The sequence below is a fragment of the Prochlorococcus sp. G4PB17 genome (assembly GCF_059772445.1).
Map to the genome: position 1 here is coordinate 1,791,068 of NZ_CM186288.1, position 15,286 is coordinate 1,806,353.

Here is a 15,286-nt window from a genome sequence, read left to right on the forward strand (position 1 = left end):
TAATTTTTTGGATATGACAAAAACCAATTCACAAAACAACATATTTGCTTCTAGAGAAGCTTTGGCTTTTTGGATGCCTAATAGAAAAGAGGAAAAAGCAATTAATAGAAGATCTCATCTTGAGAAAATCGCTCAAGTTGATGAAATTTGGGAACTTTTAAAAGTTCAGTTGGGCGATGTATTAGCGGTTGATTCACCGCATACTTTCCACTCAGAAAGCTTTACATATAAGGAACTCGCAGAAAATATTACTAAGGCGGCATTTGCCTTTTCCCAGGTCGGGATAGAAGCTGATGATGTGGTTGCTCTCTTTGCAGAAAATAGTCCTAGATGGCTAATTGCTGATCAAGGCCTTATGCGGATAGGTGCAACAGACTCTGTTAGAGGTTCTACTGCTCCACCAAGTGAGCTTAGATATATTCTTGAGGATTCAAATGCGGTTGGATTGATTGTTCAAAACTCCGACGTCTGGCAACGACTTTCGCTTAATGATGATCAAAAGAATAATTTGAAATTTGTTCTTCAACTTGAGGGTAAAGCTAGTGAAGGCGTTTTTGAATGGGAGAGTTTTTTAAAGAAAGAATTTAACATTGAAAATGTAAATAAATGGGAGAAAAAAATTAAGAGAAAACCGACTAGAACAGCAACAATTTTATATACTTCTGGAACGACAGGTAAACCTAAAGGCGTTCCATTATCACACTCTAATTTATTACATCAAATTAGGTCGCTTGCTTGCGTAGCCAACCCTAATCCGGGAGCCCCGGTATTAAGTGTTTTACCAATTTGGCATTCTTATGAACGTAGTGCTGAATATTATTTCTTTTCTTGTGGTTGTACTCAAACTTATACATCGATTAGGCATCTTAAGGAAGATTTGCCTAGGGTAAAGCCAATAGTAATGGCAACAGTTCCAAGACTTTGGGAGTCAATAAAGCTAGGTTTTGAGGACGCTGTGGATAAAATGCCAAGGCTGAGAAAGACCTTGATAAAAAGTGCAATCTCGAACAGTAAGGCATATAAATTGGCACGAAGAAAGCTTTATTTTTTAACAATTGATAGAGTTTCTACTTTAGAACAAATTATCTCTTTTATAGAGATAATTTTACGGTTCCCAATTCATAGAATTGCTTCTATTTACTTATGGCCAAAAATCCTTACCAAGATTTGTGGAGGAAGATTGAGATTCCCAATTAGTGGTGGAGGTGCAATTGCTCCGCATATTGATTCTTTCTTTGAAGCCTTAGGTGTTGAATTATTAGTTGGTTATGGCTTGACGGAAACTAGTCCAGTTCTGACATGTAGAAGACCTTGGAGAAATATTCGTGGAGGCGCAGGTCAACCTTTACCAGAGACTGAGATAAAGATTGTAGATCCAGAAACATTCCGAATAAAAAAGTTCCGTCAAAAAGGCTTGGTGCTTGCTCGTGGTACTCAAATAATGTCTGGTTATTTAGGAAAACCATCTGAATCAAAGAAGGTTTTAGATGCTACTGGCTGGTTTAATACTGGAGATTTAGGGATGTTGCTTGATGATGGATCTTTAATACTGACTGGAAGAGCAAAAGATACGATTGTGCTAAGTAGTGGAGAAAATATTGAGCCTGGTCCTTTGGAGGAATGCTTGATAGCGAGCCCATTGATTGAACAGGCATTGTTATTGGGTCAAGATCAGAAACATCTAGCTGCTTTGATTGTTCCAAGAATTGATCAAGTAAAAGGATGGCTATCAGAAAGGGGTGTGAATTCACAAGTTGTTCTTGGACTATCACCTGAAAATAATGAATTAAGGCAAGCTCTAAGATTGGAAATGAATGAAATTCTTGCAAATCGTCTTGCATCTAGAAGAGAAGAGAGATTATTTGCAATTGCTTTAGTAGAGCCATTCACAATAGAAAATGGCTTGTTAACGCAAACTCTTAAGCAAAAACGTGAAAGAATTATTCAGCGTGATATAAAACTAGTAAATGAAATATATGGTTTGTAATTTGTTTGTTTGGCCAATTAAATTGACCAATACTATTTTTACTGAGAGCCTATGGATCGAATCATAATTTATTGATCAGGTGGACTCAATTTCTATAAAACGTTCAATAACGGTCAGAGCAGTCGTAACACCTTCATGGAAAGAGGAGGCTGAGCGAGAATTAAGTAATGCAATATCTGCAATAGATCAGCAACTTGGTGAGTTAGAAAAAGAAGGACAACAAATTGTTGATGGTATTAGGCGTCAGAGCTCTAATCCTCTTGACCCAAGAGTTCAAGAGCAAGTCGCTCAAGTTCAGAACCAAGTTGCTTCGAAGAGATCAGAATTTGAAGAACAAAAAAGAAATCTTTTATTACAGCAATCTCAAGTTCGTGAGTTTGAGATGGAACAAATCGTTGAGCAAGGACAAATTGATAGTTTTTGTGATTTAAAAGTTGGTGATAACTTAGTCAGTAAAATGGGAGTGAGTATTTTGGTAAGAGATGGCGTAGTAGAGGCAATTGATCAAGATTGAAATTTGGTCGAACTAGAATTTATCCCAGAAAAAATTTTTGATATTAAGACGAAATCCACATAAAAAAAACTATCGTTGTAAGGACACTCATGTGGAACTAACATTGGTATGTATTGATACTTGCAAAGCTTCTAGATAGAAAATTTTGAAGCCTTGCCACAAACTCTCCATAAAGGGAAAAGGAACAAATTATGGCCACTCATGACATTTTTATGCCTGCTTTAAGTTCAACAATGACTGAGGGCAAAATAGTTGAGTGGCTAAAAAAACCTGGAGATAAAGTTGAGAGAGGTGAGTCAGTTTTAGTTGTTGAGTCAGATAAAGCTGATATGGATGTTGAGTCTTTCCAAGATGGCTTTCTTGCATCTATCGTCATGCCTGCTGGAAGTTCTGCACCTGTTGGAGAGACAATAGGATTGATTGTTGAGACTGCAGATGAGATCGCAGCGGCTCAAGCTAATGCACCTTCTCCCTCCCCTCAATCAGCCAGTCAAGAAAAAGAGAGTGCATCGCCTCAAGTTCAAGAAAAACAAGCCTCTGTTGACTCTCCTAAAGCAACTGTAATTACAAAGGCATCTACTGCACCTCTTGTTTCAGAATCCTCTGCAAATCAGACTCAGTTCCTTAATGATGGTCGAACCATCGCCTCTCCTAGAGCTAAAAAACTTGCTTCTCAAATGGGAGTCGATTTGGCAACTGTTAGGGGCTCAGGACCTCATGGACGGATACAAGCCGAGGATGTTCAAAGTGCAAAAGGGCAACCCATAAGTGTTCCTTGGATTGCTGAAAGCAATGCTCCAGCGAAAATTGTTTCTGATGTGCCTCGTATAGAAAAGAAATCTGTTGACCCCGGCAAGCCACCTTCACCAGGAAAAAGTTTTGGATCAAGAGGGGAAACAATTGCATTCAATACTCTTCAACAAGCTGTCAATCGGAACATGGAGGAAAGTTTAAATACTCCTTGTTTCAGAGTCGGATATTCAATTCTTACTGATGAATTGGATGATCTTTATAAACAAGTTAAACCTAATGGAGTAACCATGACTGCTTTACTTGCTAAAGCAGTTGGCTTAACCCTCGCTAGACACCCCCAGGTGAATGCAGCTTTTAGTTCTGAAGGAATTGCCTATCCTTCACAAATAAATGTAGCCGTTGCAGTTGCTATGGAGGACGGAGGATTGATAACTCCAGTGCTGCAAAATGCTGACAAGACCAGTCTTGCTGATTTATCCCTACAATGGTCTGATCTTGTTAAGCGTGCGAGGAATAAGCAATTAGAACCTCAAGAATATAGCAGTGGTACGTTTACGCTCTCGAATCTGGGTATGTTTGGTGTGGATCGTTTTGATGCAATTCTGCCTCCAGGGACTGGAGCAATTTTAGCGGTAGGAGCTTCCTTGTCTAAAGTTGTTGCTTCTAAAGATGGTTCGATTTCAATCAAAAAACAGATGCAAGTAAATCTTACCGCTGATCACAGAGTGATCTATGGGGCTGATGGAGCTCTGTTCCTGAAGGATTTGGCATACTTAATCGAAAAGAACCCTTATAGCCTTTCGTCTTGAGGTTTAATTAGTCGAACCACAAGTGATTTTTTCTTACTTTAATCAGATTTGATGTGTTAGATAAAAACGATAATCTTTTAAGCTCATATAACTATGATTTACCAAATGACTTAATTGCTCAATCACCTACCAAGAATAGGCATGATGCGAAATTGATGATTGTTAAAGATGGCCTAGATGATTCTTTAAACCTTCTTCATGCAAAGGTATGGGACATAAAGGATATCTTGAAGACTGGTGATCTTTTAGTTGTTAATAATACACGAGTTGTTAAAGCAAGATTGAAAATTCGATTGTCAGGAGGAGGCCTAGGTGAATTATTGCTAATGGAACCGAGGGGTAATGGCCGATGGCTTTGTCTTGGTCGTCCTGCTAGACGTATGAGAGGAGGTGATCAATTATGGTTGGATACGTCACCAGATGATTCTTTAATCTTAAAAGTTATTGATAAGGATGAGAGAACAGGCGGAAGAATTATTCATTTTTCAAATGAGTTTACTAGTTGGACGGAAATGGAAAATTTACTTAATTTATGTGGAGAAATCCCATTGCCACCATATATAGATAAGGACAAATCTAGTGGTCATGAGGAAAGCTATCAAACTAGATTTGCTTCGAAACCAGGAGCTATAGCTGCTCCCACAGCGGGCTTACATCTAAGTGATGAACTTATAGAAATTTTAAAAATCAGAGGTATAAGAATTGCACAAATTACTTTGCATGTCGGGTTAGGAACTTTTAGACCATTAGAGAAAGAAGATCTATCTCATTTGCATTTACATAGTGAGTGGATAGAGGTTGCTGAAGAGACCATCAAAGCGATAACTAATTGTAAGGAGGATGGGGGGAAAGTCTTTGCGGTTGGCACTACAAGTGTTAGAGCCCTTGAGGCTGCTTACCTGTCAGGAAGAGGAACTTTGAAGCCGTATGAGGGCAAAGTAGACTTGGTAATTAAACCAGGATTTAAATTTTCCGTCATTGATGGATTGCTCACTAACTTCCACTTACCTAAAAGTTCCCTATTACTTTTAGTTAGCGCTCTAATTGGTCGAAAACGTTTGTTGAAACTTTATAAACATGCTATCTCTAACAAATATCGATTTTTCTCTTATGGAGACGCGATGTTGATAACACCGGAGTCAATTATATAAACTCAAAAGTCAAGCTAAAGATGGTTCTTTAATAACGCCTGTAGGAACATTCTCAAACATTACGGATGAGATATATCTTTCGGCAAGATCAGGTAGAACCACAACGATTGTCTTTCCTGAGAACTCTTCTTTTTCGGCCAGTCTTACGGCCACAGCTGCAGCGGCACCACATGATATGCCAACTAGTAGTCCTTCTTCTTGTGCTAAACGTAAGGCCATTGCAATAGACTCATCATTAGAGACTTGCTCAACTTGATCGACTACAGATAAGTCAAGATTCTTAGGAATAAACCCAGCTCCAATGCCTTGAATTTTGTGAGGTCCGGGTTTTACTTCTTCTCCGTTAAGAGTTTGTGTTATTACTGGGCTATGAGTGGGCTCTACGGCAACAGATAATAATGAATGATTTTTTTCTTGCTTTATGAAACGGGAAACACCTGTTATTGTCCCACCAGTCCCGACTCCAGAGACTAAAACATCAATTTGACCATCAGTATCATCCCAAATTTCAGGGCCTGTTGTTTTGAAATGTATTTCTGGATTAGCTGGATTATCGAATTGTCCTGGCATGAAGTATTTTTGAGGCTCGCTATCTGCTATTTCCTTCGCTTTCGCAATAGCGCCAGGCATTCCTTTTGCTGCTTCGGTAAGTATTAATTCAGCACCAAGAACGGCCATCATTCTCCGACGTTCAATTGACATGGACTCAGGCATTGTAAGAATTAACTTGTAACCTCGAGCAGCAGCTGTATAAGCAAGGGCTATTCCAGTATTTCCAGATGTTGGTTCAATAATGACTTTATCTTTATTCAGTAAACCTTTCTTCTCAGCATCCCAGATCATATTCGCTCCAATTCTACATTTGACGCTGTAGGCAGGGTTACGGCCTTCTATCTTTGCAAGTACTGTTGCTTTTGCATTTTTTGTAATCGAATTAAGCTTAACTAATGGTGTATGCCCAATAGCAAAACTATTGTCTTCATAGATTCTGGACATTTTTAAATGACTTAATTAATTAATACTCTAAATCTATATAAGAATTTAGGTAATTGGTTATTTAGATAATCTTTATTAGTGATTTTTTTATATTGCTGAATTAAATCTTGACCATAATTCATCTTCATTTTCTAGTCCTACTGACACTCTTAATAAGTGTTCCGAGACGCCGCAACTGTCAGCCCATTTCAATTCTTTAAAGTGAGCCAACTGAACATATGGACAAACCAATGTAAAATATGTACCTAAACTTGGCCCTTTGTTTACTCTTAATGAATCATAAACTCTTTTTGATTCTTCAATCCCCCCTTTAAGTTCAAATGATAATAGACATCCATAACCTCCTCCTTTCTTTAGTAGCGAATTAAAATTTTTACAATGTTGAGGATGTAAAACCTTTAAAATTTCTTTTTTTGTTTCTAATTTTTCTTTTAGCTTTAAGCAAGATGAATTTAACCTTTTTAAGCGATCCTTTACGTCTCTACTAGTTAACTCTAGCTCAATAGCATCTGAATCAGATAGTGTAGATAATGCAACTTTAGGAATTATCTCAGTTAATTCTTTTTTCCATTTAGAGTATGGGCTAATGACAGAACTGCCAGCAAGAATATCTCCTCTTCCAGCAAAACTTTTTGTAAGAGAACTAAAAATCACATCTGCGTAAGGAGTTAGGTGTACATTTATAGATGAACCGATTGTGTCGTCAACAATGACAGGGATATTTTTTTCTTTAGCTAATTTGGAAACTGATACGAGGTCAATACATTGCAATAAAGGGTTGCTTGGTATTTCTATGATTAACGCAGCTGGATTCTTTTTATCGATCTCCTCTTTTATATGACTTAATGTTGTTTGTACAATGAGATCACTCCCTTGGAAAATAACCTGAGGTAGTTTGAGTACATCAACATATGGGAAACCTATTTGAAGCGTCGAAGAAGTTCCTTTAATACAATATATTGCTGAAAGAATAGTCGTTAAGGAAGCCATGCCTGAACGATATAGTCGTATTAGACCATTGTCACAATTATAAATATTTGCTAAGCGTTTGATAAGTTCCTCTCTGGCGCAATGACCATGTGAAGTGAGTGGCTTTTTCTCTTTCCCAAGAGCTATTGCTGCTTCACGTGACGATAATCCAAGACCAGTGTGTTGCCAGAAGGCTTTTGCTAGAGAGGTATTTCTTTGGTCAACAATTAGACATGAAACGCCAAGAAAATCTTCTATTTTTGAAAAACAATCTGAATTCTTTCGAAAACAATATTCTTGGGCACTTAAAGCAGAAGCCCTGTTGGGGTAAGGCCAACAGCTTTTCTGCGATTCACCATGAAATTCAAGTGATTTCCGAGCTATCTGAGCAACAAAAGGATTAAATCCAAATCTAGGGTAAATTGCTTTTAATGAATTTATACAAGCCGGAATCTTCTCTTCGTATGCGATTACATCTTCCCATCTAGGCAAGGCAACAGATACAGCATGTGGACTACTCGGTAGAGGCTCTCCTAAATCTTTGGCACTCCAGCAAGGATCAGTAAGTAAATTTCTTTCAGTCAAGAGATAGTTCCCAAGGCTTGATTTAAATCAGCACTTAAGTCTTCAATGTCTTCACATCCAACGGAAAATCGAATAAGTGAATCAGTAATTCCAATTTTTAATTTTGTTTCTTTGGACACAGAAGCATGTGTCATTGTGGCTGGATGGCAAACAAGACTTTCAATTCCTCCTAGACTTTCAGCCATTTTGAAGTAATGAAGACTTTTGCAAAATGAATAGGTTTGAGCTTGAGTTGCGTTAACAGTGGCAGTAACAATTGCTCCTCCCATAGCCATTTGTCTTTTTGCTAATTTACATTGTGGATGATCATTTCTGAAAGGATATCGAACGTATTTTACTGCTGGATTAGCGGCTAATTGATCAGCTATTTTAGATGCATTGTTAACTTGTCTTTCTAGGCGAAGTGGAAGAGTTTTTATTCCTCGTGTAATAAGCCAGCAATCAAAGGGGGAAGGATTTAAGCCCAGAGCTTTCTGGGCGAAATTTAGTTTATCTCTCCAAATAGTACTTTCGGTACATACCGCACCTCCAAGTGCATCTGAGTGACCATTGATGTACTTGGTCGTGCTCGTTAAAGATAAGGTTGCTCCAAGTTTAAGAGGTCTTTGTAATAGAGGTGTCGCAAAAGTATTGTCTACAACAACGGGTATTTGCATTTTATTTGAGAAATGACAAATCCCCTCAATATCAATAATTTTAAGGAGTGGGTTAGTAGGACTTTCGATCCAAATCATCGAGGGTTTGTAATTTGCAATGACTTCTTGAAAATTGGGCTTGGTAAAGTCTATCCATTTAGTTTCTAATCCAAAACTATTAAAAACTTGTTCAAATAATCTCACCGTACATCCATAAAGGTTCTCCTCACAAAGGATTAAGTCTCCAGCCTTGAGAGTGGAGATTATTGCTGTAATTGCAGCGACTCCTGAACCAAATACACTTGCGAAATGACATTCTTCCAAATCAGACAAAACTGATTCAAGAATTCGAAAATTTGGATTTCCTGAACGAGTGTAGTCAAATCCACCCTCATTGCCATGAACGAACGTTGAGGTTGGGAAGATGGGAGGCATTATTGATCCGGTTTCTTCAGAAAAATTTTCTTTGTGATGAATCACTCTTGTGTTTACCCCAGTGCTGAACTCTTTGTCTCTTTTTATTGATTTCATATACTTTGATTTGTTTTTCTATAGGCTATAGAAAAACATGAAAAAGCCCCTAAAAAAAGGGGCTCTATAATTAAATTTAATGAGAAAGAAGCTATGTTGAGCGCTATACCTTTCTTGAATAATACATAAATTCAGCTATAGCAGTTAATTCAAAAGAAAATCAGGTTGGGCTTTAGTTTGAATGATTTTTCCACAGATCGTATAATACACGCGAAATTAATCTGATTGGCTATCCGTACAAAGTCATTATCACGATTATCTTGTTAAAGAGCGAGCATTAACCAAAGATAAGAAAACCAAATTAGTTTCGATGAATCTATTCGAAAATATCTTTCATAATCAAGTCTTGATGACTTTCTTGATTGCATCAATTTGGATCGTTCCAGGTTTTGTATTTACCAGAATGACAAATCAAAAATTCAAGCGAAGAGAACTAGCAAGACAAGCTAATAGAGTTTCAAAACTTTACCCTTCTTCTTAGTTTAAGAAAGGTCAAAAGTACCAGTACGACATCCTGTGAAAAAATTGCGAGCTTAATCATTGCTGAAAGATTCTCGGGACATTTAGCAAAAGTCTCTTAGGAGATTTGTACAACCAGAGTATTTATCGCATTAACTTTTAGAACAACCTAATAGGTAAAAATAACCCGAACTGGTTAGCCCTACATAGACTGACCTATGGGCAAAAAGGGTTTACTTTTATATTGTTTGAGACTTCACATAAGTAACTAGAAATTTATTAGCTATGCACGCAATGACTAAAATTACTGCTGCTAAGTTGTTGGTTCTTTTGAATCTTCCAGTAATCCTTTTATTTGCAGCAGCCTTCGAAATTGGTTCTTCAGTACTTGCATAATTATGACTTTATTTCAAAAAGGGTTTAGTGAAACAAAAGTTAAAAAGTATATTCCTATTTTTGTTGCTGGAAAGCTACTAATATTTATAGGCTTTCTCCTCTACATGATGCAGAGATAAGAAATGACAACACAAGAAAGAATTAGAGCTGCTAAATTACAAATTAAAGAATTACAAATTTTTATTTAACACTTGCAGAAAGAGAAGTTAAATCTAATATTAAGTTTTCTGATTACTGAAAATTTCTTGTTAAGGTGTTTAAAATTTAAGTTGCTTTTACCACTCAGAGTCTTCTAGAAGATTCTAATAACCTTTTTAATCAAATAACAGGTTTTATTCTATTACTTCTTCTAGAGTGATTCGATTAAAATAAATAATTCTTCATTTCGAAGAGGTGAGTTTTAATAAGCATTATTAACTGTATAAAGTGTGTAAAGAGATATAGCGATTCCTAAGAAATCTACAACTAGAATTGGAGAAAATGATGGAAAATAATAAGTAGGGATTGAAGTCATAATGTTATAACTAATAACAAATATGCTCTAATGCATCTACATTCTTTTTGATTGAGGCTTGTACGACAAATTTTTACGCTTATTACGACAAAGGCTAATGATTAAAAAACTCAGTAAGTGATAAGTCATTTCTTTTTAATAAAGCAAAAGTTGTACCCTTGTAACCTTTGCATATACGTAAGTCGGGAGATAATACAGTTGTATCTAGCCAACCTTTTTGAGTCTTTTTTATCTCTGAAAAGAAGCAAATCTTTTTCCCTAGTAACTTTGGACCTATTATTCCTGCTTTTTTAAAGTTAACGTTTATACGTTTCTGATCAATAATTTCTAAGCTAGCAAGAATGTTAGTAGCAAATAGCTTTTCTGCAAAACTTTTTGGTCTTAATAAATTTAATCCTCTACTTCTCTCAGGCTCAAGGATCTGTAAGTTATCTACTAGCGGTGAATAATTTAAAAAAGGTGAGTTAGAAGAACTCCATCTAAGTTCCCAAACACCTGTGAGTAAATCAATTTGCTTTATTATGTCTACAGAGGATTCTCTCTCACTAAGTTTTATGAGATCTAAGATCTGACTTGATTTTGTAGGGGTATGACTAAGAACTTCTATCAATTTTGATATTGCATTCATGATAAATATTTATTTAGAATCTATAGTTGTTCAATATTGATTTGGTTGACATAAAGAACGTGTGGCTGGTCTTTACTTCCCTCACTTGCTTGAATCCATTCTTTGTACTCTTCTTTGAGAGCTTTTTTGTCTAGCCCATCAAGTTCGGTTAGTCTCTTTACTGCATCATTCATTGTCACTTCAAGAGTTCTTTTTAAGCTAATAGTTGGAATTTTCATGTGAAATTACCAACTAGAGATTCAGCTAAAAAAGTACAAAGAACGAAAGCGAGAGTCATCGCTAATGGTTTTTGAAATAAGTCATTAGAAGAGTTCATTTGATTTTCTTAGTAGTGACCAATTGAACTGACGAAGCATGCTAAAGCTCCGCAATAGATAAAAAACAAACTCATTTCTAATGGTCTACGACTGAAAAATGAGAGGTAGTAAAAAGCTGATTTCATGAGGGTAGCTAGAAAAATTTAAAATAACTGTTTGATTTTTTCTTTGCTGCTAGTTATACGGCAAAGCTCAGTCATCTCTGGTTTGGGAATGTTGAAAGGAGTAAACAATTTCACTAAACCTTATGCAACCCCATTGTTTTAATGCATTTAAATGTCCTCTAGATGTGGAGAACCCCCTAATAAAAAGTAGTACTTGCACTACAACATTTGATCATCAAATCTGCCTATGTGTTTTTGTAGTTATGTTTTCTTCGTATCACGCTATTTTGTTTGCAATACTATTAATAAATAGCTCTGCCTTGATTTTTCAAATTTCTTCAGCGGAACCTAGTCAGTCAAATCAAATTTTACTAGTACTATTCAGATTCATTTTACTTTTCCGTGTTTATCTAGACACGTTTAGAACAAGAGAACTCAATTAATTTAAGCATTTTGCAATTCTGAACCTGGAAAATGCTAAACAGCTTTCATAAGCATAAAGTAAATTAAAGTTAAGGAATTCTATAATCATCTGATATTTCTAGTTAACCGAACGATTGAATCTCACGAACTTCATTTGATTCTCTGATCATGTATGTAAACGGCTCAAACTTATGAAGAAATTAATCCCATTATTACTCCTTTCCTCTTCTACTCTTTATTCCGCGATTGGTGTCTTGCCTGTTAGTGCTATGGGTTGCAATTTATCTACCAACAAAGACGAAGTGAATTGTGTTGAAGGTGATATTGATTGTGAAACGAAACTAATAGATAATCGAATCAATTAAAAAAAATGTCAAATCAAATCTCCGGTTTATACGAATCAATTTTAGAGGCCTCTAACCGTGGGGAACTTTGGGGGATTGAACCCTCTTCTCCAGAATCAACTCAATTAGAAATTGATTTTAACGCTAATAATGCTTAGCCAAATAGTTGTTGTTTTTGCTTCAGGTTTGTTTGCATTGGGAGGAATCTTGGTTCTAATTTCTGGTTTTGATGATGATGATAATGATGGAGATGGCATGGCTTTCCGAGAGTTTCAAAGCCTAGGGACTTAAGTACCCAATTGGATTTTCTAGAGTTTAATAATGTCGATAATGTTTTCTTGGTACCAATAAAATATCAAAAGTTCAACATTTATATAGTCGTAAAAGATTCAAAATATATCTTCTTATCAAGAAGCGAACGTGGATTCAAAATGGATCCTTTCAGCATATTTTGAAGTAATAATAGTAAGATACTAATCAAGTTAAAACAAATGGAAATAGTTTTCCAAGGTCGCTGCATTATTGGTAGTTGTTTCAGGTGGACTTTGTTTATTAGTTTTTTACAACTACTACGAAGTTAAAGAGATAATAAATTCATAAGGCCAACTAATACCCGAAAACCCTACCTTTGAGGAGCTATATTTTTGAGTTTTTGCTTTAGATTTATATTCCATTTGCGAAACATGATCAAATGACTCAACGAATCAATATTGCATTAAATTCAATTCCATCAGCATGTAGAGATTTTGCTGAATTTGCTTTCTTTTGTGGAGTTGGTTTTACGGCTGGGAGTTTGGGATTAATATGACTTCTATATTCTTTTTGATTTCTGCTGCTGGTTTTGTATATGTAATGGCTTGTTTGTGGAGAGACTTAAAAAGTAATCCAAGGTATTATTTTCTAAAAAACTGAGCATATTAGATCGAAAAGTTGACTCAACCCTTTTACTGAACTTTTTATTAGTTCTAAGTTTCAAAGTTTGTTGTAGATAGTTCGTTCTTATTTCTTGAATATGAGGTTGCTTTTCAGCTCGATTAACGGGCATTTTTCTTGAAACTTTTACTAGTTCGAAGGGATACCTATGTGTTTCTTTATTAGAATCCATAGTCGAAGTAAGGATTTATATAAATATTCTGACAATTTGGATCAGATTTTGTCTATTTAGAAAAAAAATGAGTATTAGCTCTGTTTGTTTGTCCTAGCTTATCGATTTGATATGTACGATTTATATCGTATATATCAACTATCTTTTCAGGCTTCATCTATAGCTTCAAAAACCTCTACGTAATGAATTTTTTATCTGTCTTATAACTGCTGCAATACTAGAGACCCATCTGCCGATGCGAGATGAAGAGGTAAGAGATTTAGTTAAGAGTTCTATTTGTTCTTGCCTTTCTTTGTGTTTAAGTTCCAGTTCGTTTTTTGCAATTTTAAGATTCTTGTGGTGAATAGAGCTATCCTTCTTTTCTTCCCAATTGTCTATATTTGACTTTAATTCTTCAATATCCATGGTCCTACACTGACTGATAAACATCTGTAGATCATCAGGTTCGGGACGCATGAAAAGTGATTGATTGACGTACGAAATCTAACGTACAATTAAAATATCAAAGATGGGTAAACCCACTCGTATTCCGGTTATTTGTACTTATAAGAGTTATTAATAGATCTAATAATTGGATGAATATCTTTCTAAAGAATTGCTGTATTTAGGTTTTGAGGCTTAAAGCTATTAAGGATTAGAAGAAGCCGTACCCGACCGTATCTATGCTCTATCAACTTAGTACTTTACATTACTTCACATAAATGCAATTCCATTCATGACAAGTTCTTCTTCTACTTCTCAGGTAATTACTGAGTACGGTAAGCAAAACATTTTTGGCCGTGAAACCCAGCCCCAGCTTGTCGAGGATTACACAAGTTATCCAGAAGAAGCAGAAAAAACAAATGGTCGTTGGGCGATGATTGGCTTTTTCAGTCTTCTAGTTTCTTACTTCACAACAGGTCAAATCATTCCTGGAATTTTCTAAACCAGTAACCACTAAAACAATGCAACCATCCAACAAAACAATCCTAGAAAGAAGCATCGGCAGACCAGCCATGATGGCATTCGTTCTGCTAACAGGTATCTACCTAACAACCGGTCAACTTATCCCAGGTGTCGTTTAATGAAAACTCCAACTACTGAAACTCCAAGAGTAGAAGAAGGCAAAGTAATTGCTGAAAGACTCAACGGCTACGCAGCATTTTTTGGATGCTGGGCACTTATCGGTGCATACATAACAACAGGTCAAATCATTCCAGGTGTTGTGTGATGAACAATAAAATTAGCTATTTTAAAATAGCAGAACAAATGAATGGTCGTCTTGCGATGATCGGTTTCTTTGCTGCAGTCATTAACTACGGATTCACTGGTTGGATTGTTCCGGGGATTGTTTAAGAGTCAAATATATACAATGTTTCTTTAACCTCTACCATTTCATGTCAAGGGAAGAGGTTTTTGATTTACCAAATTAAATAATTATTTTTAAGACATGATCGTCTACTTAAAAACGAATCTTTGTTTCTATTGTCAATCTTTTAATGTCTAGGAAATATTTAAACAATTTTAAAATCTTTCTTACAAAGTGGTTTAAGTCTGCGTAATTAGCCACAACACTATAGCTTTCTAGTACTGCAGTCATCCTCATTGGAGTTAATTATGCCTCTTCTGACGACTTATTCATGTCAATGAGTTGACTTTGACCTGGGGTTTAAGAGAAAAGGCTTTCATGACTTAGGTGTAGGTAGTCATTTGTTTCAGTAAAACTTTGGTATGACGACTTCTACTTTTTCTTTTTGTACCTAGATAGACGTTATGAGGCTTCAGAAATTTCTATTAAAAATTTTTGCCTTAATGTAATAATTAAGAATTAAGTTCGAGAATTAATCCGAGGTGTGTTTTTAGACTTTTGACTTGCTATTTGATGCCATAAAAGATTGGCTTCTTTCGCTAAATCAATATATTCATTTCTGCCTTCAGCCCTTTTCATTTTTAATAATGTGAATGCGTATCGATAGGTGAGTTTTTGGTCATAACCATCATTGTCGACTGACAAAAGGATCTATCAAGATACGAAACCAGAGTGTATTCGATGTCACAAGATGAACATTTTCTCCTGAAAAGCATTT

General features: G+C 35.9%; 17 protein-coding genes and 1 pseudogene. 11 read left to right on the plus strand and 7 right to left on the minus strand.

What is annotated here, in order from left to right; genetic code table 11:
- Nucleotides 1-13 precede the first annotated feature (13 nt).
- From AC6EJB_RS10170 to queA, 4 genes are all read left to right on the plus strand, one after another.
- Complete coding sequence (locus AC6EJB_RS10170) at nucleotides 14-1,987, plus strand: AMP-binding protein (protein WP_498491346.1); 1,974 nt, start codon at nucleotides 14-16, stop codon at nucleotides 1,985-1,987.
- Nucleotides 1,988-2,066: 79 nt separating this feature from the next.
- Nucleotides 2,067-2,501 carry a YlqD family protein gene (locus tag AC6EJB_RS10175; protein WP_498491347.1) on the plus strand — a complete coding sequence of 145 codons (435 nt, stop codon included), beginning with the start codon at nucleotides 2,067-2,069 and terminating at the stop codon, nucleotides 2,499-2,501.
- Between the two features lie 191 nt (nucleotides 2,502-2,692).
- Nucleotides 2,693-4,063, plus strand: a complete 1,371-nt coding sequence (locus tag AC6EJB_RS10180) for a dihydrolipoamide acetyltransferase family protein (RefSeq protein ID WP_498491348.1) — start codon at nucleotides 2,693-2,695, stop codon at nucleotides 4,061-4,063.
- Between the two features lie 53 nt (nucleotides 4,064-4,116).
- Nucleotides 4,117-5,214 carry a tRNA preQ1(34) S-adenosylmethionine ribosyltransferase-isomerase QueA gene (gene queA, locus AC6EJB_RS10185; RefSeq protein WP_498491349.1) on the plus strand — a complete coding sequence of 366 codons (1,098 nt, stop codon included), beginning with the start codon at nucleotides 4,117-4,119 and terminating at the stop codon, nucleotides 5,212-5,214.
- 9 nt (nucleotides 5,215-5,223) lie between these two features.
- On the opposite strand, the gene cysK is transcribed toward queA, so the two are convergent.
- From cysK to AC6EJB_RS10210, 5 genes are all read right to left on the minus strand, one after another.
- Nucleotides 5,224-6,210 (minus strand): cysteine synthase A, encoded by a 987-nt coding sequence (gene cysK / locus AC6EJB_RS10190; protein ID WP_498491350.1) that lies wholly within the window; start codon nucleotides 6,208-6,210, stop codon nucleotides 5,224-5,226.
- An 87-nt stretch (nucleotides 6,211-6,297) separates the two neighbouring features.
- Nucleotides 6,298-7,764, minus strand: a complete 1,467-nt coding sequence (locus tag AC6EJB_RS10195; RefSeq protein WP_498491351.1) for an aminotransferase class I/II-fold pyridoxal phosphate-dependent enzyme — start codon at nucleotides 7,762-7,764, stop codon at nucleotides 6,298-6,300.
- Nucleotides 7,761-8,930 carry a trans-sulfuration enzyme family protein gene (locus AC6EJB_RS10200; RefSeq protein WP_498491353.1) on the minus strand — a complete coding sequence of 390 codons (1,170 nt, stop codon included), beginning with the start codon at nucleotides 8,928-8,930 and terminating at the stop codon, nucleotides 7,761-7,763. The genes AC6EJB_RS10195 and AC6EJB_RS10200 overlap by 4 nt, the downstream gene beginning before the upstream one ends.
- 1,463 nt (nucleotides 8,931-10,393) lie before the next feature.
- Nucleotides 10,394-10,927 (minus strand): PAP/fibrillin family protein, encoded by a 534-nt coding sequence (locus AC6EJB_RS10205; RefSeq protein WP_498491354.1) that lies wholly within the window; start codon nucleotides 10,925-10,927, stop codon nucleotides 10,394-10,396.
- A gap of 20 nt (nucleotides 10,928-10,947) precedes the next feature.
- Nucleotides 10,948-11,145 carry a hypothetical protein gene (locus AC6EJB_RS10210; RefSeq protein WP_498491355.1) on the minus strand — a complete coding sequence of 66 codons (198 nt, stop codon included), beginning with the start codon at nucleotides 11,143-11,145 and terminating at the stop codon, nucleotides 10,948-10,950.
- An 817-nt stretch (nucleotides 11,146-11,962) separates the two neighbouring features.
- Between AC6EJB_RS10210 and AC6EJB_RS10215 the strand changes: the two genes are divergently transcribed.
- The 3 genes from AC6EJB_RS10215 to AC6EJB_RS10225 are packed head-to-tail and all read left to right on the plus strand — an operon-like array spanning nucleotide 11,963 to nucleotide 12,406.
- The gene (locus tag AC6EJB_RS10215; RefSeq protein WP_498491356.1) at nucleotides 11,963-12,136 is read left to right on the plus strand and encodes a hypothetical protein; all 174 of its coding nucleotides are present in this window, start codon (nucleotides 11,963-11,965) and stop codon (nucleotides 12,134-12,136) included.
- A gap of 5 nt (nucleotides 12,137-12,141) precedes the next feature.
- Nucleotides 12,142-12,273: a hypothetical protein gene (locus AC6EJB_RS10220; RefSeq protein WP_498491358.1), complete on the plus strand. Its 132-nt coding sequence runs from the start codon at nucleotides 12,142-12,144 to the stop codon at nucleotides 12,271-12,273.
- Nucleotides 12,266-12,406 carry a hypothetical protein gene (locus tag AC6EJB_RS10225; RefSeq protein WP_498491359.1) on the plus strand — a complete coding sequence of 47 codons (141 nt, stop codon included), beginning with the start codon at nucleotides 12,266-12,268 and terminating at the stop codon, nucleotides 12,404-12,406. The genes AC6EJB_RS10220 and AC6EJB_RS10225 overlap by 8 nt, the downstream gene beginning before the upstream one ends.
- A gap of 979 nt (nucleotides 12,407-13,385) precedes the next feature.
- Here AC6EJB_RS10225 and AC6EJB_RS10230 read toward each other — a convergent pair.
- A complete protein-coding gene (locus AC6EJB_RS10230) occupies nucleotides 13,386-13,676 on the minus strand; it encodes a hypothetical protein (RefSeq protein ID WP_498491360.1) in 291 nt (96 codons plus the stop codon).
- Nucleotides 13,677-13,935: 259 nt separating this feature from the next.
- Between AC6EJB_RS10230 and AC6EJB_RS10235 the strand changes: the two genes are divergently transcribed.
- From AC6EJB_RS10235 to AC6EJB_RS10250, 4 genes and pseudogenes are all read left to right on the plus strand, one after another.
- A complete protein-coding gene (locus AC6EJB_RS10235; RefSeq protein WP_498491361.1) occupies nucleotides 13,936-14,145 on the plus strand; it encodes a high light inducible protein in 210 nt (69 codons plus the stop codon).
- Between the two features lie 19 nt (nucleotides 14,146-14,164).
- The gene (locus tag AC6EJB_RS10240; RefSeq protein WP_011294968.1) at nucleotides 14,165-14,284 is read left to right on the plus strand and encodes a high light inducible protein; all 120 of its coding nucleotides are present in this window, start codon (nucleotides 14,165-14,167) and stop codon (nucleotides 14,282-14,284) included.
- Nucleotides 14,284-14,430 (plus strand): high light inducible protein, encoded by a 147-nt coding sequence (locus AC6EJB_RS10245; RefSeq protein ID WP_498491362.1) that lies wholly within the window; start codon nucleotides 14,284-14,286, stop codon nucleotides 14,428-14,430. The genes AC6EJB_RS10240 and AC6EJB_RS10245 overlap by 1 nt, the downstream gene beginning before the upstream one ends.
- Before the next feature lie 17 nt (nucleotides 14,431-14,447).
- Nucleotides 14,448-14,555: pseudogene (locus tag AC6EJB_RS10250) on the plus strand (high light inducible protein); the annotation flags it as partial.
- A 472-nt stretch (nucleotides 14,556-15,027) separates the two neighbouring features.
- On the opposite strand, the gene AC6EJB_RS10255 reads toward AC6EJB_RS10250, so the two are convergent.
- On the minus strand, nucleotides 15,028-15,213 hold the full coding sequence (locus AC6EJB_RS10255; RefSeq protein ID WP_498491364.1) for a hypothetical protein: 186 nt from the start codon (nucleotides 15,211-15,213) through the stop codon (nucleotides 15,028-15,030).
- Between the last annotated feature and the right edge of the window lie 73 nt (nucleotides 15,214-15,286).

Coding starts and splice junctions, on each gene's coding strand:
- AC6EJB_RS10240 (WP_011294968.1), top strand. CDS start 14,165: ATGCAACCATCCAACAAAACAATCCTAGAAAGAAGCATCGGCAGACCA.
- AC6EJB_RS10205 (WP_498491354.1), bottom strand. CDS start 10,927: ATGAATGCAATATCAAAATTGATAGAAGTTCTTAGTCATACCCCTACA.
- AC6EJB_RS10180 (WP_498491348.1), top strand. CDS start 2,693: ATGGCCACTCATGACATTTTTATGCCTGCTTTAAGTTCAACAATGACT.
- AC6EJB_RS10230 (WP_498491360.1), bottom strand. CDS start 13,676: ATGCGTCCCGAACCTGATGATCTACAGATGTTTATCAGTCAGTGTAGG.
- AC6EJB_RS10200 (WP_498491353.1), bottom strand. CDS start 8,930: ATGAAATCAATAAAAAGAGACAAAGAGTTCAGCACTGGGGTAAACACA.
- cysK (WP_498491350.1), bottom strand. CDS start 6,210: ATGTCCAGAATCTATGAAGACAATAGTTTTGCTATTGGGCATACACCA.
- AC6EJB_RS10225 (WP_498491359.1), top strand. CDS start 12,266: ATGCTTAGCCAAATAGTTGTTGTTTTTGCTTCAGGTTTGTTTGCATTG.
- AC6EJB_RS10220 (WP_498491358.1), top strand. CDS start 12,142: ATGTCAAATCAAATCTCCGGTTTATACGAATCAATTTTAGAGGCCTCT.
- AC6EJB_RS10245 (WP_498491362.1), top strand. CDS start 14,284: ATGAAAACTCCAACTACTGAAACTCCAAGAGTAGAAGAAGGCAAAGTA.
- AC6EJB_RS10215 (WP_498491356.1), top strand. CDS start 11,963: ATGAAGAAATTAATCCCATTATTACTCCTTTCCTCTTCTACTCTTTAT.
- AC6EJB_RS10170 (WP_498491346.1), top strand. CDS start 14: ATGACAAAAACCAATTCACAAAACAACATATTTGCTTCTAGAGAAGCT.
- AC6EJB_RS10210 (WP_498491355.1), bottom strand. CDS start 11,145: ATGAAAATTCCAACTATTAGCTTAAAAAGAACTCTTGAAGTGACAATG.
- AC6EJB_RS10235 (WP_498491361.1), top strand. CDS start 13,936: ATGACAAGTTCTTCTTCTACTTCTCAGGTAATTACTGAGTACGGTAAG.